18 protein-coding genes are annotated in these 22515 nt (G+C 44.3%); 8 read left to right on the top strand and 10 right to left on the bottom strand.

The window, feature by feature from the left end; all coding sequences use genetic code 11:
* Positions 1-86: 86 nt before the first annotated feature.
* From mreD to DK428_RS03215, 3 genes are all read right to left on the bottom strand, one after another.
* The gene (gene mreD / locus DK428_RS03225; protein WP_109064726.1) at positions 87-578 is read right to left on the bottom strand and encodes a rod shape-determining protein MreD; all 492 of its coding nucleotides are present in this window, start codon (positions 576-578) and stop codon (positions 87-89) included.
* Complete coding sequence (mreC, locus tag DK428_RS03220) at positions 578-1633, bottom strand: rod shape-determining protein MreC (RefSeq protein WP_109064727.1); 1056 nt, start codon at positions 1631-1633, stop codon at positions 578-580. The genes mreD and mreC overlap by 1 nt, the downstream gene beginning before the upstream one ends.
* Positions 1634-1698: 65 nt before the next feature.
* Positions 1699-2754, bottom strand: a complete 1056-nt coding sequence (locus tag DK428_RS03215; RefSeq protein ID WP_109064728.1) for a rod shape-determining protein — start codon at positions 2752-2754, stop codon at positions 1699-1701.
* A gap of 259 nt (positions 2755-3013) precedes the next feature.
* On the opposite strand from DK428_RS03215, the gene rnr reads away from it, so the two are divergent.
* From rnr to glpQ, 5 genes are all read left to right on the top strand, one after another.
* On the top strand, positions 3014-5404 hold the full coding sequence (rnr, locus tag DK428_RS03210; protein WP_109064729.1) for a ribonuclease R: 2391 nt from the start codon (positions 3014-3016) through the stop codon (positions 5402-5404).
* A complete protein-coding gene (gene rlmB, locus DK428_RS03205) occupies positions 5397-6134 on the top strand; it encodes a 23S rRNA (guanosine(2251)-2'-O)-methyltransferase RlmB (protein WP_109064730.1) in 738 nt (245 codons plus the stop codon). Before rnr ends, rlmB begins: the two co-directional genes overlap by 8 nt.
* 307 nt (positions 6135-6441) lie before the next feature.
* Positions 6442-7884: a glycerol-3-phosphate transporter gene (gene glpT / locus DK428_RS03200; protein WP_109064731.1), complete on the top strand. Its 1443-nt coding sequence runs from the start codon at positions 6442-6444 to the stop codon at positions 7882-7884.
* 114 nt (positions 7885-7998) lie between these two features.
* Positions 7999-8910, top strand: coding sequence for a hypothetical protein (locus tag DK428_RS03195; RefSeq protein ID WP_109064732.1), 912 nt, complete (start codon positions 7999-8001; stop codon positions 8908-8910).
* 18 nt (positions 8911-8928) lie between these two features.
* Entirely contained in the window at positions 8929-10011 is a 1083-nt protein-coding gene (gene glpQ, locus DK428_RS03190; protein ID WP_109064733.1) for a glycerophosphodiester phosphodiesterase, read from the top strand.
* Positions 10012-10153: 142 nt separating this feature from the next.
* Here glpQ and ilvC read toward each other — a convergent pair whose 3' ends face one another.
* Positions 10154-11632: a ketol-acid reductoisomerase gene (gene ilvC / locus DK428_RS03185; RefSeq protein WP_050693070.1), complete on the bottom strand. Its 1479-nt coding sequence runs from the start codon at positions 11630-11632 to the stop codon at positions 10154-10156.
* Positions 11633-12311: 679 nt separating this feature from the next.
* Here ilvC and ilvY point away from each other — a divergent pair.
* Positions 12312-13190, top strand: a complete 879-nt coding sequence (ilvY, locus tag DK428_RS03180; protein WP_109064736.1) for an HTH-type transcriptional activator IlvY — start codon at positions 12312-12314, stop codon at positions 13188-13190.
* A 27-nt stretch (positions 13191-13217) separates the two neighbouring features.
* A complete protein-coding gene (rarD, locus tag DK428_RS03175; RefSeq protein ID WP_109064737.1) occupies positions 13218-14099 on the top strand; it encodes an EamA family transporter RarD in 882 nt (293 codons plus the stop codon).
* Here rarD and aroE read toward each other — a convergent pair.
* The 3 genes from aroE to DK428_RS03160 are packed head-to-tail and all read right to left on the bottom strand — an operon-like array spanning position 14094 to position 16002.
* Positions 14094-14894 (bottom strand): shikimate dehydrogenase, encoded by an 801-nt coding sequence (gene aroE, locus DK428_RS03170; protein ID WP_109064738.1) that lies wholly within the window; start codon positions 14892-14894, stop codon positions 14094-14096. The genes rarD and aroE overlap by 6 nt on opposite strands.
* Positions 14895-14897: 3 nt before the next feature.
* Entirely contained in the window at positions 14898-15449 is a 552-nt protein-coding gene (gene tsaC / locus DK428_RS03165; protein WP_065294739.1) for an L-threonylcarbamoyladenylate synthase type 1 TsaC, read from the bottom strand.
* 4 nt (positions 15450-15453) lie between these two features.
* Entirely contained in the window at positions 15454-16002 is a 549-nt protein-coding gene (locus DK428_RS03160) for a DNA topoisomerase family protein (protein WP_109064750.1), read from the bottom strand.
* 165 nt (positions 16003-16167) lie between these two features.
* On the opposite strand from DK428_RS03160, the gene DK428_RS03155 reads away from it, so the two are divergent.
* A complete protein-coding gene (locus DK428_RS03155) occupies positions 16168-17784 on the top strand; it encodes a DNA recombination protein RmuC (protein WP_109064739.1) in 1617 nt (538 codons plus the stop codon).
* Between the two features lie 33 nt (positions 17785-17817).
* Here the strand turns inward: DK428_RS03155 and DK428_RS03150 are convergent, their stop codons facing one another.
* Genes DK428_RS03150 through DK428_RS03140 form a run of 3 tightly spaced genes read right to left on the bottom strand, consistent with a single transcriptional unit; the run spans position 17818 to position 22515 of the window.
* Positions 17818-19053, bottom strand: a complete 1236-nt coding sequence (locus tag DK428_RS03150; RefSeq protein ID WP_109064740.1) for an MFS transporter — start codon at positions 19051-19053, stop codon at positions 17818-17820.
* On the bottom strand, positions 19010-20806 hold the full coding sequence (locus DK428_RS03145) for an ABC transporter ATP-binding protein (RefSeq protein ID WP_239493791.1): 1797 nt from the start codon (positions 20804-20806) through the stop codon (positions 19010-19012). The genes DK428_RS03150 and DK428_RS03145 overlap by 44 nt, the downstream gene beginning before the upstream one ends.
* The gene (locus tag DK428_RS03140; protein WP_109090064.1) at positions 20791-22515 is read right to left on the bottom strand and encodes an ABC transporter ATP-binding protein; all 1725 of its coding nucleotides are present in this window, start codon (positions 22513-22515) and stop codon (positions 20791-20793) included. The genes DK428_RS03145 and DK428_RS03140 overlap by 16 nt, the downstream gene beginning before the upstream one ends.

Genomic DNA, 22515 nt, shown 5'->3' with positions numbered 1-22515 from the left:
GGAGCGTGATTAGGAAAGTCTGATTGGGGATAAAGTGCGGTCAAAAAATTAATTGGATTTCAAAAAATGCTAAGCCGGGACAGGACTTATTCGCCTAAATTCAATTGACGGCGGACTTTTCTCAGCAATAAGAAAACCCAAGGCCATAACACACCGCTAGCCAGTGAACCAAAGATTTCCTGCCAGTTAAAAGTAGCGCTATGAAGCAGAAATTCGATGAAGAAGATACTTAAGCGAATGGTGAAGACGAAAGCGACAATCAATAAACTTTGCATCCATAAAGACATATTACGCAAAATTAAGTGGCCGGCAGTGATTAAGTAAGCAAACATGGACATCACTAAGGCGTGCACACCAAGGGTGGAACCGAGAACCATATCCCAAATAATACCGATAATAAACGCCCATCCAATGCTGACTTTATGGGGGATGGATAACGCCCAGTAAGTGAAAACCAACACGATCCATGCCGGTTTGAAACTTTGGAATCCTACCGGCCAAGGGGCAATTTCCATAACCAAGGCGATAATAAAAATGGAGCTAAGCACGAAGCATTGAAAGATAAAACGACCTTGCATTAGTCTTCCTCTTTATGTTGTTCGTTAGGCATGACGGGCGCCGGTACATTTATTTCACCATCCGCCGGCGTATCTTGTGCCCCATCGTCTGTTGGTGGAGGATTATTGTTATCGTTGTCTTCCGGTACCACGGTTTTTTTCACTTTATTTGCCTCATTTCCTTGATTATCGATGCGTTGTTGTACTGCTTTGCGCACATCTTCCGGTGTAATGGAGTTCACTTTGCGCATATCTTCATTGGTTGGCCATAATAAGAGTACATAACGTAATTTATCAATGGATGCCAACGGCTTTGCCGTTACTGTAGCAAAATAATTTTTTCCGTCTCTGGAAACCGATTCCACAATCGCTACAGGATACCCCTCCAAGAAGCGCCCGCCTAAACCGGAAGTCACTAATAAATCACCTTTTTCAATATCAACAGAACGCGGAACATTATCTAACGTCAATTCGTCACTATGTCCCGTTCCGCTGGCGATTAAACGCACATCGTTGCGTAACACCTGGACCGGAATGGCGTGAGTAACATCGGTAATTAACAGAATGCGGCTGGTGTTTTCGCCTACGGAAATAATTTGTCCCACCACACCTTTTTCATCAATTACCGGTTGGCCGACATAAGCACCGTCTTTTTGACCTTGGTTAATCACCACTTGTTGACGATAAACATCCGTTTCTGCCGTGAGAATTTCGGCGATTTTTTTATATTCATCAATGCGTAACGGTGAGTTTAATAAAAGACGTAGGCGTTGATTTTCAACTTTAAGCTGATCCAACAACAACAAATCTGCGTTTTTTTCGCGTAATTGTTCTTTTAATACTTTATTTTCGATTTGCAGTTTGTTGGTGTCCACCAAGTTGTCGGAAAATCCATCGAGTACGGTGCGAGGCGTATTGGCAAGATAATAAAGGTTACCCACCGCCGTTTCGAGAAAACCGCGGGTTTGGATCATGGTGTTGGTTTGGCCGTCAGACAGGATTAAGCCAATGGATGCGATGATTGCAAGAAAAAGTTTTAATCCTAGAGGAGGGGTTTTGCCAAAAATAGGTTTCATTTATCGCGAATTCCGAAGAAATAAAAGTGCGGTGGAAATTGACCGCACTTTTATGCTTAGCTTAATTAGATTTCATCGCTGAAAATATCGCCACCGTGCATATCGATCATGTCGAGGGCTTCACCACCCCCACGAGCCACACAAATTAACGGATCTTCCGCAACAATCGCCGGTACACCGGATTCTTTGGTTAACAATACGTCAATGTTGCGTAATAACGCGCCACCACCGGTTAATACCATGCCACGTTCGAAAATATCGGCGGCGTGTTCCGGCTGACATTCTTCTAATGCGGTGCGCACTGCCGCGACAATGCCGCTTAACGGTTGTTGGATGGCTTCTAACACATCGCGGGAGGTTAAGGTGATAGAACGAGGAGCTCCCTCGGCAATATTGGAGCCGTGAATTTCCATTTCTTTGATTTCATCGCCTTCTTGAATGTAGGCGATACCGATTTCTTGTTTAATACGTTCGGCAGTCGGTTCACCGATAATGGAACCAAAGTTTTTACGCACATAAGACACGATGGCTTCATCGAAACTGTCACCGCCGATGCGTACGGAAGAAGAATACACAATGCCGTTTAAGGAAATCACCGCGACTTCTGTCGTACCACCACCGATGTCGATAACCATGGAACCTATGGCAGTGGAAACCGGTAATCTTGCACCAATTGCCGCGGCCATCGGTTCTTCAATTAAATACACTTCGCGAGCGCCGGCACCGATTGCAGATTCTTTAATAGCACGACGTTCCACTTGGGTGGCTCCGGCAGGAACGCAGATTAACACGCGCGGACTAGGGCGCATGAAGTTGCCGCTGTGAACTTGTTTGATGAAATATTGCAACATTTTTTCGGTAACGAAGAAGTCGGCGATAACACCATCTTTCATCGGACGAATAGCCTCAATGCTTTTCGGTGTACGGCCTAACATCTGTTTGGCTTCTTTACCTACGGCAGCAATGCTTTTGAGGGAGCCGGTGCGATCGCGACGAATAGCCACAACGGACGGTTCATCAAGTACAATACCTTGGCCTTTTACATAAATTAGCGTATTCGCCGTACCAAGGTCGATGGAAAGATCATTAGAAAATAAACCGCGAATTTTTTTAAATAACATAGGAATTCCGTTAAACTGAATTGAACAAAGAATGCTCACTTTTGAGCGTCAAAAAATTGTGCTAAATGTACCAAAAAATGAGAGGTTATAACAGAAAATTTTGCCTGAATATGGCAAAAAATCCGCTTGGTAATGCTGAAATGGCATTGAATTTTCGGATTTTTCCCTTTGATTTACATGAGTTCGCCACATCATTTCCCTTGCTTTAGTCAAAACAGGGTGTAAACTGACCGCACTTTAATTTTAATGATCGAAAAATATGGCGAGAAAAACCCGAAAGTCCCCTCCAAAAGACCCGAATTACGCAAAAGAATTAGCGAAATATGACAATCCGATCCCAAGTCGTGAATTTATTTTGCAGATTATCCGTGAGCAAAATTCTCCTATGAGCAAAGAGGAGATTTTTGCTGCCTTGAGTATTTCCGAAGAAGAGCAACAAGAAGCCATGCGTCGTCGTTTACGCGCCATGGAAAACGACGGGCAGTTGGTGTTCACCAAACGCAAATGCTATGCCTTACCGGAAAAACTGGATTTGCTTAAAGGTATGGTGATTGGGCATCGGGAAGGTTTCGGTTTTTTGCAAGTAGAAGGAAAAAAGGAAGACTTTTTCATTCCTAACGTGCAAATGCAGAAAGTCATGCATGGCGATTATGTGTTGGCACAAGCAAATGGATTTGACCGTAAAGGTCGTCCGGAAGTACGCATTGTGCGGGTGTTAGAAGCGAACAAAAAACAAATTGTCGGTCGTTTTTTCCTTGAGCAGGGCATCGGCTATGTAGTGCCGGACGACAGCCGCATTACACGCGATATTTTAATTCCCGATAATGCCCGTCTTGGCGCACGTATGGGACAAGTGGTCGTGGTGGAACTCCACTCGCGCACGGCACCATTCTTTCAACCGATTGGCAAAATTACGGAAATTCTCGGTGAAAATATGGCGAAAGGCATGGAAGTGGAAATTGCCATTCGCAAGCATGACATTCCTCATGTATTCCCAAGTGCGGTGGAAAAACAACTTAAAAAATGGGCTGAAGAGGTACCGGAAGAAGCTAAACGTGGCCGTGTAGATTTGCGTGACTTGCCGTTAGTGACCATTGACGGCGAAGATGCACGTGATTTTGACGACGCGGTATTTTGCCAAAAACAAGGCAAAGGCTGGAAGCTTTGGGTGGCCATTGCCGATGTGAGCTATTATGTACGTCCGAAAAGCGCATTGGACACGGAAGCCTATAATCGAGGCAATTCTGTTTATTTCCCGAATCGCGTCGTGCCGATGTTGCCGGAAAAACTCTCCAATGGTTTATGTTCGTTAAATCCGCAAGTGGATCGCTTATGCATGGTGTGTGAAATTACGCTCTCTGCTAAAGGCAAAATGACAGATTATCGATTTTACGAAGCGGTGATGAATTCCCACGCCCGTTTAACTTATAACAAAGTGGCAAAAATACTGGAAAAAGACACCGCACTTTGTGAACGTTACGCCTCGTTAGTGCCTCATTTGCAAGATCTGCACGACATGTATCAGGCATTGGTGAAAGCACGCCAGCAGCGTGGTGCCATTGAATTTGAAACCATTGAAAGTAAATTTATTTTCAATGCCTTAGGTCGCATTGAACGTATTGAGCCGGTCGTGCGTAACGATGCCCATAAAATCATTGAAGAATGTATGATTTTGGCAAACATTGCGTCTGCCAACTTTATGGCGAAACATCAAGAACCTGCGCTATATCGCATTCATGCCGTACCAAGTGAAGAAAAACTCACGGCATTTCGCAGTTTCTTGGCGGAATGTGGCTTGAGTCTATCCGGTGGGAATAAACCGACACCGACCGATTATGCGCAGTTGCTTGAACAGATTAAACCACGCCCGGATCACGAATTGATCCAAACCATGTTGCTACGTTCTATGAGCCAAGCGGTTTATAGCGCCGACAACATCGGGCACTTTGGTTTGGCGCTAGAAGAATATGCCCATTTCACCTCGCCGATTCGCCGTTATCCGGATTTGACGTTACATCGTGGCATCAAATATTTATTGGCGAAACAAAAGGGTTCTAAACGTAAAACGACCGACACCGGCGGATATCATTATCAACTTGAGGAAATGGATGTCTTTGGCGCGCATTGTTCTTCTACAGAACGCCGTGCCGACGATGCCACCCGTGAAGTCGCCGATTGGCTAAAATGCGAATATATGCAAGATCATGTGGGGGAAGAATTTGAAGGCGTGATTTCTTCCGTCACCGGTTTCGGCTTCTTTGTCCGTTTGAATGATCTGTTTATCGACGGCTTGGTGCATATTTCCGGTTTGGCGAATGACTACTACTTATTCGATATGCCGAAACAACGTCTGATCGGTGAAAACAGCGGCATGATTTTCCGTATCGGTGATGCGGTGAAAGTGCGCGTAGAAGCGGTGAGTTTAGAGCAAAAACAAATTGATTTTTCTTTAATTTCAAGTGAACGTAAGCCAAGACGTAGTGGCAAAACGGCACGAACCAAAGCAAAGAAAACTGAAGTAAAGCCTTCCAAAAAGACTTCGGCCAAGAAAAAGGCAAAAGCAGAAAAAAGTGCGCTCAAAAAAAGTCACGTTTCTAAAATGAAACCGAAAGCTGCCAAAACGAAAAAGGTAAAGAAAAAGCATGAGTGAAACAATTTATGGTATCCACGCAGTAAAAGCGTTTGTCTCTAATCATCCGGAACGTTTAATTGAAGTGTTGGCGTTAAAAGGCCGAGACGACCAACGTTTGCAACCCTTAATTAATGAAATTCAACGACTTGGTATTTCCGTTCAGTTTTTGAATCGTCAAACGTTGGACAAAAAAGCGGAGGGTGAAGTGCACCAAGGCATTATTGCCCGCATTCATCCGTTAAAAGAGCTAAATGAAAACGACTTGGATCAGATTCTCCAACAACAATCTTCTCCGCTATTATTGGTGTTGGATGGCATCACGGATCCGCACAATTTAGGCGCTTGCTTGCGCACTGCCGATGCGGCGGGCGTAAGTGCAGTGATTGTGCCGAAAGATAAATCTGCGCAACTCAATTCTACTGCGCGAAAAGTAGCATGTGGCGCAGCGGAAAATGTGCCGTTGATTCGTGTTACTAACCTTGCCCGCACGTTACGTGATCTACAAGAGCGACACAATGTGTGGGTTGTAGGCACCGCCGGTGAAGCCACCGAAACCCTCTATCAAACCAAACTCACGGGGGCGTTGGCGTTGGTCATGGGGGCAGAAGGAGAAGGCATGCGCCGCTTAACCCGTGAGCATTGTGATCAATTGGTGAGCATTCCAATGGCGGGAACGGTATCATCGCTAAATGTGTCTGTAGCGACCGGTGTTTGTTTATTTGAAATTGTTCGCCAACGATTAGGTTAATTTAGCCAAGGCAACGTTGAAAAAAAACGTTGCTTTTTTTGACCGCACTTTTACTTTTTATAGAGAAATAAGTGTTTGGAAAGCCGCTTATTTTTCCATTAAATCCCTAAAGTTTGTGAGCGAAAAAGAACATTAATGCGCATTTTCTATGCGTTGATATTTCGCATTCAACCAAAAGTGCGATATTTTTTGTGATATTTCTCACAAATTCACATAATTCTCCTTCCTTGTTTTTGTATTTCCCTTATCATTCCTTATGTTTTTTATTAAAAGACATTATGACTAATATTAACCTCTGGAGAATGATATGTTTGGTCCATTTAAACCGGCTCCGCACATTGCAGAGCTGCCGGCTGACAAAATTGATTCCACCTACAAACGCCTACGTTGGCAAGTATTCGCAGGGATCTTTTTTGGTTATGCCGCTTATTATTTTGTACGTGCAAACTTTGACTTGGCACAACCTGGCTTAATTCAAGCCAACTTATATTCTAAAGCGGAATTAGGGGTCATCGGCTCCGCCGCAGGTTTGGCTTATGGTCTATCCAAATTCGTGATGGCCGGGATGTCCGACCGTTCTAACCCACGCGTATTCTTACCGTTCGGTTTATTGCTTTCCGGTCTTTGTATGACCATGATGGGTTTATTCCCATGGGCAACCTCCGGTATCGCGATTATGTGGGTGATGATCTTCTTAAACGGTTGGTTCCAAGGTATGGGTTGGCCTCCATGCGGTCGTACCATGGTGCACTGGTGGTCTAAATCCGAACGCGGGACTATCGTGTCTATTTGGAACACTGCACACAACATCGGCGGTATGATGCCGGGAGCAATGGTGTTATTAGCCAGTGCGATTTTCTTTAGTACTCACGGCGTTGAAGCACAAGCAAAAGACATTTGGCAACAATCTCTTTACTATCCGGGTATTGCAGCAATGCTCTGTGCTATTCCTGTATATTTTGTCATGCGTGACACACCGCAATCTTGTGGTTTACCATCCATTGAAAAATGGCGTAATGACTATCCGGATGACTATAACGAAAAAACTTACGAAAACGATTTAAGCACAAAAGAAATCTTCGTTACTTACGTGTTGAAAAACAAATTGTTATGGTACATCGCAATTGCTAACGTGTTTGTTTACTTAATTCGTTATGGTGTATTGAAATGGTCACCGGTTTACTTAAGTGAAGTAAAACACTTCAACATTAAAGGTACCGCGTGGGCATATACGATCTATGAATTAGCAGCAGTACCGGGCACATTATTGTGTGGTTGGGTTTCTGACCATGTGTTCAAAGGTAAACGTGGTTTAACCGGTTTCATCTTCATGATCCTAACCACAGTAGCCGTTGCCGCTTACTGGATGAACCCGGCTACACCGGAAGCCGAATTAGCAAATTATGCTGCGTGGTATGAAAACCCATATCAATTAACCGACTTCATCTTAATGACTTTGATCGGTTTCTTAATCTACGGTCCGGTTATGCTTATCGGCTTACATGCTCTTGAACTTGCACCGAAAAAAGCGGCAGGTACGGCAGCAGGGTTTACCGGCTTGTTCGGTTACTTAGGTGGTACCGTGTCAGCTTCCGCCGTTATCGGTTGGGCTGCTCAACATTACGGTTGGGACGGCGGTTTCTACGTCATGATCGGTGGTGGTATTATCGCGGTGATCTTGCTCTTTATCGTAATGATTGAAGAAGGCAAACACAAAGCGAAACTAGGTGATACTTACGGCACCAAATAATTAATCAATTCAAAGGCGCAGGCGAAAGCTTAGCGCCTTTTTTGTTCGATTTTTTGGTAGGGGCAAATCAAAAAACACCCTCAAAATCAACCGCACTTTCAAGGAGAAATGCTTATGAAATTATCATCAATTGCTATTGGATTAAGTTGTTTCCTTACCGCAATTTCGGTATCTGCTAATCAAACTTGCGAAGAGCCTTACCGTTCGGCATTGCCGGCCTATACTTATACATTAAATAACGTGTTGGAAGTGAATGGTCGCCAAGGCATTACCACCGACGGTAAATATCTCTATGTTTCCGGCAGTAAAACTTTGGCGAAATATGATATGCAGGGCAAGTTAATTGCTGAGAATAAGGATCCGTTTGTCGGTTACCAAAAAGAGGCCAACCATATTGGCGATATCGATATTTATAACAATGAATTGTATGTTTCCTCCGAATGGTTTGAAGATGGCGTAGGTAAGAATATTCAAATTGCGATTCACGATCCTGACACATTGGCACTAAAAAGAGCGGTGGATTTTAATCCCGAATCGGGTCAACTCGAAGTTTCCGGCATTACGGTGGATAAAGTACATAACAGCGTTTGGATGGCCTCTTGGGTTGGAGAGGAAAGCGGACGTTATCTCTATGAATATGATTTAACCAGCGGTAAATATAAACGTAAAGTGCATCTACAACCGGTACCGCAATGGATTCAAGGGGTATTGGCGCATAACGGACAACTTTATGTCACCGCCGATGATGGTACGGCTGATGAGAAAGAACCCGATCATATTTATCGGGTAGAAATTTCTGATAAAACCAATGCCGCCCGTGTGGTACTTGAAAAGACACTTGATGATATTAAAGATGTTGGGGAAGTGGAGGGGCTGGCCGTTAATCCGCAAACCAAACAATTATTGGTACATGCTAATCGTGGCAAACAAATTGTACTGGGAATGCCTAAAGGTTTTTATCCGGGGTACGATCGTGAAATTAGCGAAATCTTTTTTTACGATATGAAACCTCGATGTGACAAATAATCTCAACAGGAGAGTTCTATGAAATTAAAACATTTGGCCCTTGGCTTAATTGCAGTAACAGTATTAGCCGGTTGTAGCGCAAATCATCATAAAGGTTCCGATATGGATAAAATTATTATTGCCCACCGTGGTGCAAGCGGTTATTTACCGGAGCATACGTTGGAATCCAAAGCCCTTGCCTTTGCTCAGCATGCGGATTATTTGGAACAAGACTTAGCAATGACAAAAGACGGTCGCTTAGTGGTGATTCACGACCACTTCTTAGACGGGTTAACCGATGTCGCGAAAAAATTCCCGAATCGCCACCGTAAGGACGGTCGCTACTATGTTATCGACTTTACGTTGAAAGAAATTCAAAGCTTAGAAATGACGGAAAACTTTGAAACCAAAAATGGCAAACAAGTTGCTGTTTACCCGGGACGCTTCCCACTTTGGAAATCTCATTTCAAAATCCATACGTTTGAAGATGAAATTGAATTCATTCAAGGTTTAGAAAAATCTACCGGTAAAAAAGTGGGGATTTACCCTGAAATCAAAGCGCCTTGGTTCCATCACCAAAATGGCAAAGACATTGCAGTTGAAACGCTTAAAGTGTTGAAAAAATACGGTTACGATAAGAAAACCGATATGGTTTACTTACAAACCTTCGACTTCAATGAGTTAAAACGCATCAAAACTGAATTGTTACCCAAAATGGGCATGGATGTAAAACTGGTTCAGTTAGTGGCATATACCGATTGGCATGAAACTGAAGAAAAAGATGCGAAAGGTAAATGGGTGAACTACGATTACGACTGGATGTTCAAACCGGGTGCAATGGCTGAAGTGGTGAAATATGCCGATGGTGTTGGACCGGGCTGGTATATGTTAATTGACAAAGAAAAATCCAAACCGGGCAAAATCGAATATACGCCTTTAGTGAAAGAGTTGGCGCAATATAAGGTTGAATTGCACCCATACACCGTGCGTAAAGACGCGTTGCCTGAATTCTTTACTGATGTGAATCAAATGTACGACGCGTTGCTCAATAAATCCGGCGCTACCGGTGTGTTTACCGACTTCCCGGACACCGGCGTGGAATTTTTGAAAAAACAGAAATAATTCAAGATTGAATGAAACAATGAAAAGAACGGATCCATAAGATTCGTTCTTTTTTTATAAGAAAAACCGACCGCACTTTTATCGAATTAAGGGTATAAAAAAGCCGACAATGCTGTCGGCTTTCTTGTTATGAATGTTTCAATTAACCTTGTAATGAAACGCGTTTCATATCTTTCATGTAACCACGCAATTCTTGACCGATTAATTCTACCGGATGATTACGGATTTCATCGTTCACATCGCGTAAGGTGATGTTGTCGATTTCCACGGTTGGTGTTGGTTCACCGATGTCGCCTTTGCGTAAGGTTGGCACCAATTCTTTTTGCATAATCGGGCCGGCAACATTAGCGAATAAGTAGTTACCGTATTCTGCGGTGTCGGAAATCACCACATTCATTTCATATAAACGTTTACGCGCAATCGTGTTGGCAATTAACGGCAATTCGTGTAAGGACTCGTAGTAAGCGGACTCTTCGTAAATGCCGCTGGCCACCATAGTATCGAATGCCAATTCAACACCGGCTTTAACCATCGCAATCATTAACACGCCATGGTCGAAATATTCTTGCTCGCTGATTTTGCCATCGTATTTCGGTGCGTTTTCAAAAGCGGTTTTGCCGGTTTCTTCACGCCATTTCAATAGGTTGGCATCGCCGTTTGCCCAGTCTTCCATCATCACACGGGAGAATTCGCCGCTGATGATATCGTCCATGTGTTTGGCAAATAAGAACGCCAATTCTTCTTTGATTTGTTCCGCTAACTCGAACGCACGCAATTTTGCGCTGTTGGATAAGCGATCCATCATCAACGTGATACCGCCTTGTTTTAAGGCTTCGGTGATGGTTTCCCAACCGTATTGCACTAATTTGCCCGCATAAGCCGGATCTTTGCCGTCAGCCACTAATTTGTCGTAGCAAATGATAGAACCTGCTTGCAACATACCGCAAAGGATGGTTTGTTCACCCATTAAGTCGGATTTGACTTCCGCCACAAAAGAGGATTCCAACACGCCTGCACGATGACCACCTGTTGCCGCCGCCCAAGCTTTGGCAATTTCTAAACCTTCGCCTTGTGGGTCATTTTCAGGGTGAACAGCGATCAACGTCGGCACGCCAAAACCACGTTTGTATTCTTCGCGAACTTCTGTACCCGGGCATTTTGGTGCCACCATCACGACGGTGATGTCAGGACGGATTTGTTCGCCCACCTCAACAATGTTTAAACCGTGGGAATAGCCCAATGCCGCGCCTTTTTTCATTAACGGCATAACATCAGCAACCACTTTGGAGTGTTGTTTGTCCGGGGTGAGGTTAATCACTAAGTCGGCGGTTGGAATCAGTTCTTCATAAGTGCCCACTTTAAAGCCATTTTCACTGGCACGTTGGAATGACGCACGTTTTTCTGCGATAGCTTCGGGACGTAATGCGTAGCTGATGTCTAGACCTGAATCACGCATATTTAACCCTTGGTTTAACCCTTGTGCACCGCAACCTACGATAACGATTTTCTTGCCTTTCAAGAAATCTGCTTCAGTTGCGAACTCACTGCGATCCATAAAACGGCAACGACCTAATTGATCTAATTGTTGGCGTAAGTTTAAGGTATTGAAATAATTAGCCATGATGTTTTCCTTTTGTATGGGAGTGTTTGTTTAGGTTTGGGTGATTATAGAGTGTTTTGGTGTTGCGTAAAGTGATATTATTGGGATTGTATGTTGCGGTTTTTGCAATTACTCACATTTAGAAGAATCGGTTTCGCCGATGGCGACCTTCTTTCTTTTGCTTGCCCAAAAGAAAGAAGGCAAAGAAAAAGGCACTCCGACTAAGCCGCTTATCCTTATTCCAATGCAATTTTTTTCACGCTAAATTTCGAACTCGCTTCGCTCAAACAAAGCGAAATTTAGCTAAAAATTGCATTTCCATAAGGGCGTCTTACACGGAGGAAATAATTTGTTTTTTTTTAAAGTGCGGTTGAATTTTTAGATCTTTTTTATTTCAAAAAACATTTTTAGAAATGACCGCACTTTTGAATCTATTGACAGAATACACTTTAAGTAGCGCTCGAATAAAATGGGGGCCCCATCTGAACCGTCTGAGCGATTTGCAATTTTTAGGAAATTTTCGTTTGTCTGAGCCGCTGGCGGCGAGTTCGAAAATTTTCGTAAAGAAAATTGCAAGTGAGTGAAGATAAGCGGTGAAGCTGGGGTGTGTTTTCTTTTGCCTACTTTGCTTTGCACAAGCAAAGAAAAGTAGGTCATTCTCAATGAAATTGAGAATGAAACCTAACTTAAGATTAAAAACATGACTTTTAACGATCTCAAAATCTTCATCACCCTCACCCAAACCCAAAACTTCGCCAAAACGGCGGCGTTACATCATATGTCGCCGTCAACCTTGTCCCGCCAAATTCAAAAAATCGAAGAGGAATTGGGGCAACAGCTTTTGTGGCGGGATAATCGCCAGGTGTCGTTGACGCCGAATGGTGAGGTGTTTTTGGCGTTTGCACAGCAGCAGTGGCAGAATTGGATGCTATTTCAACAGCAGCTGCATACCCAAGGGGAAGAGCTTAGCGGGGAGTTAAAACTGTATTGCTCGGTGACGGCGGCGTATAGCCATTTGCCGGGGATTTTGGAGAAATTCCGTGCGCGTTATCCGAAAGTGGAAATTCAACTGACCACAGGCGATCCGGCGCAGGCGGTACATTTGGTGCAGGCGCAACAGGTGGATTTGGCGTTGGCGGGGAAACCGCCGGTATTACCAAGTGCGGTGACGTTTCATTATATCGATGATATTGCGTTGTCGATGATTGCGCCTCGTGTGGCATGTTCGGCGACACAGTTATTGCAGCAAGATCCCATTAATTGGCAGCAGGTTCCCTTCATTTTACCCTTAGATGGTATGGCTCGGCAGCGGATCGAAGAATGGTTTAAACAAAAAGGCATTAAACACCCGAAAATCTATGGCACCGTGGCGGGGCACGAAGGCATTGTGTCCATGGTGGCACTCGGGTGTGGTTTAGCCTTATTGCCCGATGTGGTGATTAAAAATAGCCCGTTGAACAGCCAAATTTCTACCTTGCAGTTAGAGGAGCCGATTACCCCTTTTGAACTCGGCGTGTGTGCTTTAAAACCTGCCTTGGAACGCCCTTTAGTGCGTGCATTTTGGCAGTTGTTGGAGTAAAGTGCGGTCATAATTTAAGGAGTTTTTATGCTAAAAGGCGTCGCGTTTTCATTATTTGCCTCTCTGCTATTTGGCTATATGTATTATTTTTCTACCTTGCTGTTGCCTTTGAGCGGAACGGATATTTTCGGCTATCGCATTGTTTTTACATTGCCTTTTGTCGCAGCTGCCGTGGTGTTATTTAAGCAGAAAGCAGCGCTCATCGCCCATTTAAAACGCATTCAGGAACGACCGCTCTTTGTTTTGGCGTTTATCTTCACCAGTGCCTTAATGGGCTTTCAAATGTGGTTGTTTCTGTGGGCGCCGAATAACGGCAGTTCAATCAGCGTTTCCTTCGGCTATTTATTGTTGCCGTTGGTGATGGTGGCGGCAGCGCGGATTATCTTTAAAGAACGCATCTCCCGCATTAAATTTCTGGCGGTGTTGATCGCTGCCGTCGGGGTGATTTCGAATATTGTCTTGAAAGGGGAAATTTCCTGGGAGGCGTCGGTGATTTGCGTGGGTTACACGACTTACTTTGTGGTACGTCGGATTCTGAATATGACCGATCTCGCCGCATTTTTCTTAGAAATGCTACTACTTTTGCCTTTTTGCATCTATTTTGCGTGGCAGGTGGATATTGCGCAAGTGCAACAAAGCAATCCGAATATTTTGGTTTTATTACTGATTCTTGGTTTAATCAGCGGCACTGCACTTAATTCCTATATTCTCGCCAGTAACCATTTGCCGATGAACCTGTTGGGGTTGCTAGGCTATGTGGAGCCTTGTTTGATGGTGGGTGTTTCCTTTTTAATCGGCGAAGAAATCGATGCGCAAAGTTACCCGCTGTTTATTTGTTTGGTCATCGCCATGTTATTGATTATCGCCGATGGTGTGTGGCACACCAAACATAGTCCGATCCGCTTATAAGGCTTCAAATAACGGCGCAATGTTCGGCATCACGCCACGCCATAAATGGAAAGCATGCGCCGCCTGCGCCAATAACATGCCGAAACCGTCGCTTCGGTTTTGTACGCCTAACGCACGACAGCGTGCTAAAAACGGCGTGTCTTTTTGTCGGTCATATTGCATGTCGTAAACCGCTTTTGCTACACGTAGAATCTCATCGTTAATCGCTACTGTGCCACCATGCAGACCTGAGGAGGTCGCATTGATAATCACATCAAAGGATTGCGCGGGAAGTTGACCAAGTTCGACGGCACGAATATTGCCGTAAGGCGAAAATTTCTCTGCCAGTTGTTGCGCTTTGGCTAAAGTGCGGTTGGCAATCACAATGTTTTGCTGTGCATGTAAAAGCGGTAACAATACGCCTTTTGTGGCACCGCCTGCGCCTAAAATAAGTAGGGTTTGATTCGGCTGAAGCCAATTCAACCGTTGCAAATCCGTCACCAATCCTGCGCCGTCAGTATTGTCCGCATACAGCGTGCCATCGTCTAATTTTTTCAACGTGTTACAGGCTTCCGCCATCAGACAACGCTCACTATGTGCATCTGCCAGCTTGAATGCGCGTTCTTTGAAAGGCGAGGTGATATTACATCCCGCCGCACCCTGCGCAAAAAACGCCAATAATTGCCGTTCAAAATCCTGTTCGTCGCCTAACATGGCATCGTATTGCACGTCTTGTGCGGTTTGTTTGGCAAAAATGCGATGAATTTGCGGCGATTTGCTTTGAACAATTGGGTTGCCCCAAACGGCATATAACATGATTTATCCTTGACGAAAAACTTGGTTGGTGAAAATGTCGCGAATTTCGGACGGATTCACTGCGCCGCCCACAGGCATATCCAGCACCGGGAAATTCGTGCCGAATTGTTGTGTCACTTCTTGTGCTGTGCGGCAAGGCGGCTGTCCGGTTAAGTTGGCGCTGGTGGAGGTGAGAGCAAAGCCCGCCTGTTCGCATAACAGCTTAACGGCAGGGTGTTGGCTGATGCGCACCGCAATACTGTCAAAATCACCGGTAAGAAATTTTGGCGTCGTCGTTTTTGCAGGTACGACCCATGTCGTTGGCCGATCATATTGCGTGGTTAAACGTTGCCAATGTTCTTCCATCAAACGGCGTTCATCCATAAAAGGCAACAAAAAATCCAAACTCGGCGCAATTAAAATCAGCCCTTTTGACATCGGGCGTTGTTTTAAAACTAGTAAATTTTCCACCGCACTTTGGCTGTTTGGATTACAACCTAATCCAAAAACCGCTTCGGTAGGGTAGGCAACGACTTGCTGATTTTTTAAATGGTTAACAATCTCTTGTAAATTCATGAGGTTACTCGGTTGTAAAAATATGGCGGCAGGTTTTATTCACACATAGCCAAGTGCGTTGTTCGCCCTGTTGTTTTTTTAATAAGGCTAAATTGCCATGGCATTGCGGGCAATCCACTAAATAGGGTTTGGTTGGCACGGAAAACTTGCAATGCGGAAAACGGTTGCAGGCGTAAAATAGCTTGCCGGCACGTCCGCGCCGCGCCACTAACTGCCCTTCTTTACATTCCGGGCAAGGTACGTGTTCTTCCGTTTCCTCTTCTGTTTCCTCATGCACCACAAAATGACACTCAGGATAATTGCTACAACCGATAAACATGCCGAAATGCCCTTGTTTTAACGCCAATAAATAGCCGCATTGGGGACAGGTTTGTTCCAATATTTTGAGGGTTTTTACCTCAAGGGAGGCTTGTAACGGTTTCAAATAATCACATTGCGGATAGGCAGAACAGCCGAGAAACAGCCCTTTTTTGCCTTGCTTTATTTGCAATAACGCACCGCACTGTGGGCAGTGTTCCTCGTGTTTGGTAGGCTGAAATAAAGGTTGGTTCATGGCATGCCCTAAAAGTGCGGTGATTTTTCTCGACAAATATTCAAACGCTTCAAGCGCCATTCTACCGTAAGTTTTGCGCCTTTTGCCACCCATGAAATGAAAAAGCGAAAGGTCGGCAAAGGCCAGGGATTTCCTTTATACTAACGCCCAACATCAGGAGGGAACATGTTTGCATTGGATATTGATTTAAATCTGTTATTGGGCGTTTGCGTCGCATTGGGCGTGCTTTGCCTTATTTTGCTTTTTATCAGCGCCCGCCGGAAACGGGATAGCTTGGAATTACAACAGGATTTAAATAAAAACATTGAGGATTTTAATCATTTATTAGAAAAATTTGATGCCGTTACTGCCCGTAAAAATCAATTAGAACAAGAGGTAGTGAAAGCGCAAACTACGGCGGATGGATTACAAATTCGCTTAAACGAACGGGATGAAAAAGTACAGTATCTGCAAACGGAACTGAATGAAGAACAGGCGCGCCATTCTGCTATTGCAGAACAAATGACGACGTTGAAAGAACGTTTTGGTGTGGCATCGGCACAGGCGGAAAGCTTGCGCGGACAACTTGCACAAAGCCAAGCGCAGATTGTCCGCAAAGAAGAATCGCTGACAAATTTAACGGAAAAACACACCGCACTTTCCCAGGAATTGGCGGAACTCAAAACCACGTTAACAGAAAAAGAAAAGCATTTTGTCGAGCAGCAACAACATGTTGAACAAACCAAACAGCAGCTCAATACGGAATTTCAAAACCTCGCCAATCGTATTTTGGAAGAAAAAAGCCAGCGTTTTCAGCAAACGAACCAAGCATCGATGGACAGCCTGTTAAAGCCTTTCCGTGAGCAAATTGAGAGTTTCCAAAAGCGGGTGAATGAAATTCATTCGGAATCCCTTAAGGGCAACGCAGGCTTGGAAGCGGAAATTAAGAAAGTGTTGGAAATCGGTTTGAGTATGTCACAACAAGCGAACAATTTGACTTCCGCTCTGAAAGGGGAAAAGAAAACCCTTGGTAACTGGGGGGAAATGCAGTTGGAGCGGGCGTTGCAATCTGCCGGCTTGGTGGAAGATGAACATTACACCGCACAGGCGCATTTTAAAAACGAAGAGGGCAAACGCAATTATCCCGACTTTATTCTTAACCTACCGGATGAGAAACATTTGATTATCGACAGCAAAATGTCGCTTAACGCCTATGAAAGTGCGGTCAGTGCTGAAGATGAAATAGAGCGTCAGGCGTTTCTGCGCGAGCACATTAAGGCGTTGCGTAATCACATCGACGACTTATCCCGCAAAGATTACAGCAACCTTATCGGCATACGTAGCCCGAATTTCGTGTTGATGTTTATTGCCGTGGAACCGGCTTACATTGAAGCCTTAAAAATGGATCCGAGCCTGTTCGGTTATGGTTATGACAAAAACGTCATTATGGTGTCACATACCACGCTCATGCCAATTTTGCGTACTGTAGCGAACCTGTGGCGGGTGGAACGCGGTAATGCGGAGGCGCGTGAAATCAGCGAAAAGGCCGGTGACATTTACAATCAAATCTGCTTGCTTGCAGAGCGCTTAGCGAAAGTGGGAAACAGCCTTTCCACCGTCAGTTCGCACTACAACAGCACCGTCACCGCGCTAGTGGGGCAGCAAGGTCTCATGGGCAAAGTGGAACGCTTCAAGGACCTCTCAGCCAAAGCCATGAAAACCATGCCCGATGTTGAACCGCTATACCATGATTTTGAGGTGGAACGCTTGTTGGCACATCAAGAGAATAGCGAAGAAGAGTAAGTTTAGTACGTCTTATTGTGGTGCTTTATGAGCCTATGATAATTCTTCTTTTCGATATCCAAAAAATCTCCACATTCCAACAGCAATGAAAGTGGCGGTGAGGTAAACCATTAGGTAACCTAAAGCGTAGGCAAGGCGAAGAGATGCAAAACCGGCCAGATAAGCGCCTAAGAGGGCGACGGAGAATTGCAACGAGCTGTCGAGCGTGGCGTAAGTTTGAGTGGATTTGTCCATGATGATGGCGAGCAAGCACGGCACAAGTAATGCGTAAGTCATACTTAATAATAAGATGGGTACGGCGATAAGATAAGGAAAATCCGTGCCGACATATTCAAATAAAATAAATAAGCAGAAGGCAAAAATTTGGCTAAATAATACCCATTGGGTGACAGAAACCCGAGAATATTTTTTGAGTAATAGACCACTGAGCGGAGCAAAGGCGATAGCACAAAGGGGTTCGAATACTGAAAGTAATAGCCCAATGTGTTGGCTGCTCCAGCCCAAGGCATTTAGACGCGGAACGAAACTACTGACCACCATGCCGCTAGGCATAAACACAAATAACAATAAAATCAACCAACGAAATGAAATGTGCGGTTGTTGCCAAAAGTGGAAAAAGCGTGTGAATAAAAAACGCAATGGCGGATTTTGCGGTTCAGCGGCAACTGTGGGTTCGGAATATAGGCTAATTTGTAGAATCAACAATAGTGCAAAAACACTGATTAAATCCACCGCACTTTGCCAGCCATAATGATGATAAATCAGTAACACCAAACCGCCGCCAAGCATTTTACCCACGCGTCCTGCGATCACCTGAATGACACCGCCAAAGCCACGTTGCTCAAAAGGCAGGATGGCACACGTCAGCCCCAACGCCGCACAACCGAAAAATAGACTGCTTAGGTTCAATAGCACACACGCCACCATAAGCTGTGTAAAATCCCGTTGCGGTTGGATGAAATGCAACATGAATAAGGCAATAAAAATGATTAGCGAGGAAAGGCATAGCCAGCCGCGAAATTGCCCGATACGCTTGAGACGATAGCGTTCAATTAACGGCGAGACGATGAATTTCGCCATTTCCATTCCACCAAGCAAATAGAACCAACTAAGCTGTTTAAGATCGAACCCCATCTCTTTTAACATGGTGATGAGACCAATCATATAAAACGCCACTATGCAGAATTTAAAACCGGCGGTCGTGGCAAGGATTGCCCAATCCTGCTTAGTGAGTGATGTTGCCTTGTTGGCATTGCCAAAACGCTGCATAACGTCCTTTTTGTTCTAAGAGTGTTTGATGCGTGCCTTGTTCGGCAATGTTGCCGTTTTCCAACACATAAATGCAATGCGCGCCCACAATGGTGGAAAGTCGGTGAGCTATAATCAACACGGTTTTGTCTTTAACCAGCTGATCCAACGCTTTTTGCACTGCCAGCTCATTGCGGGTATCCAACGATGCTGTCGGTTCATCTAAAATGAGAATCGGCGCATCTTTTAAAATCGCTCGGGCAATCGCAAGTCGTTGCTTTTCACCGCCGGAAAAATTACTCCCAATTTCATTAACTTGCGTTTGATAGCCTTGTGGTAATGCCTGAATAAAATCATGGCATTGGGCAAGTTTGCAGGCGTGAATCACCTCTTCATCGGTGGCATTGGGTTTTGCCATTCGGATGTTATTTAATACGCTGTCTTGGAATAAATACACGTCTTGAAACACCACAGAAATTAAGCGCATGAGCTGTTCTTGGCTAATATCCCGAATATTGACACCGCCGATCGTAATTCTCCCTGATTGAGGATCAGCATAACGCAACAACAAGCGAAGTAATGTTGTTTTACCACAACCGCTGGTGCCCACAAAAGCATTGAGGCTGTTAGGTTTTATGTCTAGATTAATGTCGTTTAGGATGGTTTTTTCAGCATTATAACCAAAGCGGACATGCTCATAGCGAATACGATAATCTGTGGGTAATCTGCTGCCATGATTTTCCGCCAATTCAGGCAATGCCATCAGTTTTTCAAATTTTTCACAGCTAATCACAAAAATTTCTAAGAGCGAAGACATTTGCACAAAGAAGTTCAATACATCTGAAATTCGCGCAATTAAAATCAGCACTGTGGCTAACAATACCCAATGAGCGCTACCGGAAATCACCCAAAATGTGCCAACAATTAATACCGCAATAAGACTTAATTGAATGCTTGAGGTAATAATCAAATTCGGACGTTCGCCTTTTTTTGTGCCGATGCGTTGAATGTTTGCCACATCTTCAATCACACGGTTGAAAATATGTTGTTTGTTTTCAGTCTGCCCTGTTGATTTCAGAATTTCCAAACCTTGCACAAACTCAATGGTTTCGCCTTTAAGTCGCTGATTAGCTTCTGCCAAAATACTAAATCCACGACGGAAAGCTTTTCTCCGCCATAAATAAAGTGGCACGATAAGCGGAAAAATAATGAAGATCAGCAGCCCAAAGCGGTAATCAAAGAAACAAAGACAAAGGGCGGTAGCCACCGGTGTCACGATGCCGTAAATCAGAATGCTGATTAAACTGAATGCGTAATTCGTCGCTTCATTAATACTTTGGATGGCAACGGCACTGAGTTCGCCTGCACGAAATCCACTGAGGACAGCAAGAGATACTCGGCGAAGTTTTTCGCCCAGTTGACGTCTCAATTGATATGTCGCCAAAAATGAATCGCCTTTAGTGTCATAATATTCCGCCCAAATGCGGAAAAGGAGGCTGGCGACTAAAAGTCCGCCACACAAAACACTCCAAAAAATGACCGCACTTTGCCCTGCTTCAGTTTGTTCTAATGCCAAAAGCAGTGGATACAGCAAACCGATAGCCACGCCGAATAAGGTTGCAGACAGTGCCGCAAAAACGAGACAGCGTAAGAATGCGCTTCGTTGCTGTTGGGCGGCGGCAAATAAGGCGTGATAAGTTTGCCACAGGCTTTTTACGCGTTGAGTTTCGGGATTAAAGTAAGATTGCATAACATTCTCTAATGTATCGTCCAAGATTTTGCCTGTTGATATTCCGCCCAAAGGATTTGATAGGCAGCATTGGTTTGCAACAAGGCTTGGTGGTTGCCTTGAGCGATGATTTTGCCATTCTCTAAATAAATAATTTGATCGGCTTGGGTAATGCTAGACAGGCGATGTGCCACCATGATCACTGTTTTATTTTGCATCAGCGCATGAAATGCCTGCATTAAATCCGCCTCGTTTTTTGCATCGGAAAAGGCAGTGGGTTCGTCTAGCAATAAAATCGGGCGATTTTGTAAAAAGGCGCGGGCTATACTGATACGTTGTTTTTGTCCGCCTGACAATAATTGTCCGCGTTCACCTACTTTCGTTTGATATTGCTCCGGCAAGGTCATAATAAAGTCGTGAATACGGGCTTGTTTGGCGGCATTGATAATGGCTTCTTCCGTTACATTTTCTATGCCGTAAGCGATGTTTTCGGCAATAGAGCAAGAAAATAAGAAATTATCCTGAAACACGACCGAGCAATACTTCATCAATTGGTCATTTTCCATATGGCGAATATCAGCACCACCCAAGGTGATTTTTCCGCTATCGATATCCCAAAAACGCAACAGCAAATTGAGCAAGGTGGTTTTGCCGGAGCCTGAAGTGCCAATAATGGCAGTAAAACTATTTTGCGGCACAATAAAGTCAATATCTTGTAGCGTGGTTTTGTCGGCACCATAACTGAAATTGACCTGTTCAAATTTAACGGTATAACCATTCGGCGTTTGTCGTGGCAAAAGTGCGGTGGCATTTTCCAACGTTTTTATTTCGTTAATGCGTTCAATGGCGGCACGGGAGCGTTCCAACAAATGAAACAGCCCCATGTACGGATGCATGGTTTCAATTAACCCAGCAGCTAACACTAAAAAAGCAAAAAAGCCAAAGGTGGAAAGCAGCGCAAGCGAGTGTAAATACACGCCTAACACGATCAAAAATAACATGATCGGCATTGGCGTAAAGAGCGAACGGGCAAGACGTGTTGGTGCCCCTACTTTGGCTAAAAAAGCGAAGATGACCTGATTAAAATTTTCTAATGCAGTGCTAAAACGACTGTACGAACTTTGTCCCGCATCAAAGGTACGAATCGTGCTCATGCCTTGAATATATTCAATAATCGCGCTATTGACTCGGCTCACAGCAGCACCGTAATCACGATAATTCAACCGACTTTTTTGCATTAAATGTTGCAGAATCGTAAACAACACGACAAGGAAAATCACCACAGCCAATGCCATTTGCCAATTTAACCAAAACAATGCCGCCAACACGAAAATCGGTGTGGAATAAGCCTCCGCTTTAAGGGGCGGTGCATCGGCAACAAAGGTGTGCAATTCGTTTACGTCATCGCACAGTATTTTGGTTAAACCGCCTGACCCGATTTCATTGACTTTGCCTAACGATAATTGACTGATTTTTTTTGCAAGCTGTTGACGTAGAATTTTTTCCAATTCAAAGGCAGCATAATGAGATTTATCGTGTGCTTTAATTTTGCAGGTGTAATACAAAATGGAAATGGCAAGCAGCGAGAAAATCTGCCAATAAGGAAACGTAAGAGATTGGCTGACGGTGAACACAATGTGGATCATCAAAAGCCAAATCCCGATTTTTAAGCCTTGCGCGAAGGTTGCCAACCACATTGAGGCGCGTAATTGCGCGGCAACAGGTTGGCAAATTTGTTGGTGTTGCTGACTCAT

Source organism: Aggregatibacter kilianii, assembly GCF_003130255.1.
GTDB classification, from domain to species: Bacteria; Pseudomonadota; Gammaproteobacteria; order Enterobacterales; family Pasteurellaceae; genus Aggregatibacter; species Aggregatibacter kilianii.
This window is presented reverse-complemented; position numbering and strand designations above follow the sequence as displayed.

What these genes read in the sequence shown, in the direction of transcription:
- mreD (WP_109064726.1), bottom strand. Translation starts at nt 578, where the DNA reads ATGCAAGGTCGTTTTATCTTTCAATGCTTCGTGCTTAGCTCCATTTTT.
- mreC (WP_109064727.1), bottom strand. Translation starts at nt 1,633, where the DNA reads ATGAAACCTATTTTTGGCAAAACCCCTCCTCTAGGATTAAAACTTTTT.
- DK428_RS03215 (WP_109064728.1), bottom strand. Translation starts at nt 2,754, where the DNA reads ATGTTATTTAAAAAAATTCGCGGTTTATTTTCTAATGATCTTTCCATC.
- rnr (WP_109064729.1), top strand. Translation starts at nt 3,014, where the DNA reads ATGGCGAGAAAAACCCGAAAGTCCCCTCCAAAAGACCCGAATTACGCA.
- rlmB (WP_109064730.1), top strand. Translation starts at nt 5,397, where the DNA reads ATGAGTGAAACAATTTATGGTATCCACGCAGTAAAAGCGTTTGTCTCT.
- glpT (WP_109064731.1), top strand. Translation starts at nt 6,442, where the DNA reads ATGTTTGGTCCATTTAAACCGGCTCCGCACATTGCAGAGCTGCCGGCT.
- DK428_RS03195 (WP_109064732.1), top strand. Translation starts at nt 7,999, where the DNA reads ATGAAATTATCATCAATTGCTATTGGATTAAGTTGTTTCCTTACCGCA.
- glpQ (WP_109064733.1), top strand. Translation starts at nt 8,929, where the DNA reads ATGAAATTAAAACATTTGGCCCTTGGCTTAATTGCAGTAACAGTATTA.
- ilvC (WP_050693070.1), bottom strand. Translation starts at nt 11,632, where the DNA reads ATGGCTAATTATTTCAATACCTTAAACTTACGCCAACAATTAGATCAA.
- ilvY (WP_109064736.1), top strand. Translation starts at nt 12,312, where the DNA reads ATGACTTTTAACGATCTCAAAATCTTCATCACCCTCACCCAAACCCAA.
- rarD (WP_109064737.1), top strand. Translation starts at nt 13,218, where the DNA reads ATGCTAAAAGGCGTCGCGTTTTCATTATTTGCCTCTCTGCTATTTGGC.
- aroE (WP_109064738.1), bottom strand. Translation starts at nt 14,894, where the DNA reads ATGTTATATGCCGTTTGGGGCAACCCAATTGTTCAAAGCAAATCGCCG.
- tsaC (WP_065294739.1), bottom strand. Translation starts at nt 15,449, where the DNA reads ATGAATTTACAAGAGATTGTTAACCATTTAAAAAATCAGCAAGTCGTT.
- DK428_RS03160 (WP_109064750.1), bottom strand. Translation starts at nt 16,002, where the DNA reads ATGAACCAACCTTTATTTCAGCCTACCAAACACGAGGAACACTGCCCA.
- DK428_RS03155 (WP_109064739.1), top strand. Translation starts at nt 16,168, where the DNA reads ATGTTTGCATTGGATATTGATTTAAATCTGTTATTGGGCGTTTGCGTC.
- DK428_RS03150 (WP_109064740.1), bottom strand. Translation starts at nt 19,053, where the DNA reads ATGCAGCGTTTTGGCAATGCCAACAAGGCAACATCACTCACTAAGCAG.
- DK428_RS03140 (WP_109090064.1), bottom strand. Translation starts at nt 22,515, where the DNA reads ATGAGTCAGCAACACCAACAAATTTGCCAACCTGTTGCCGCGCAATTA.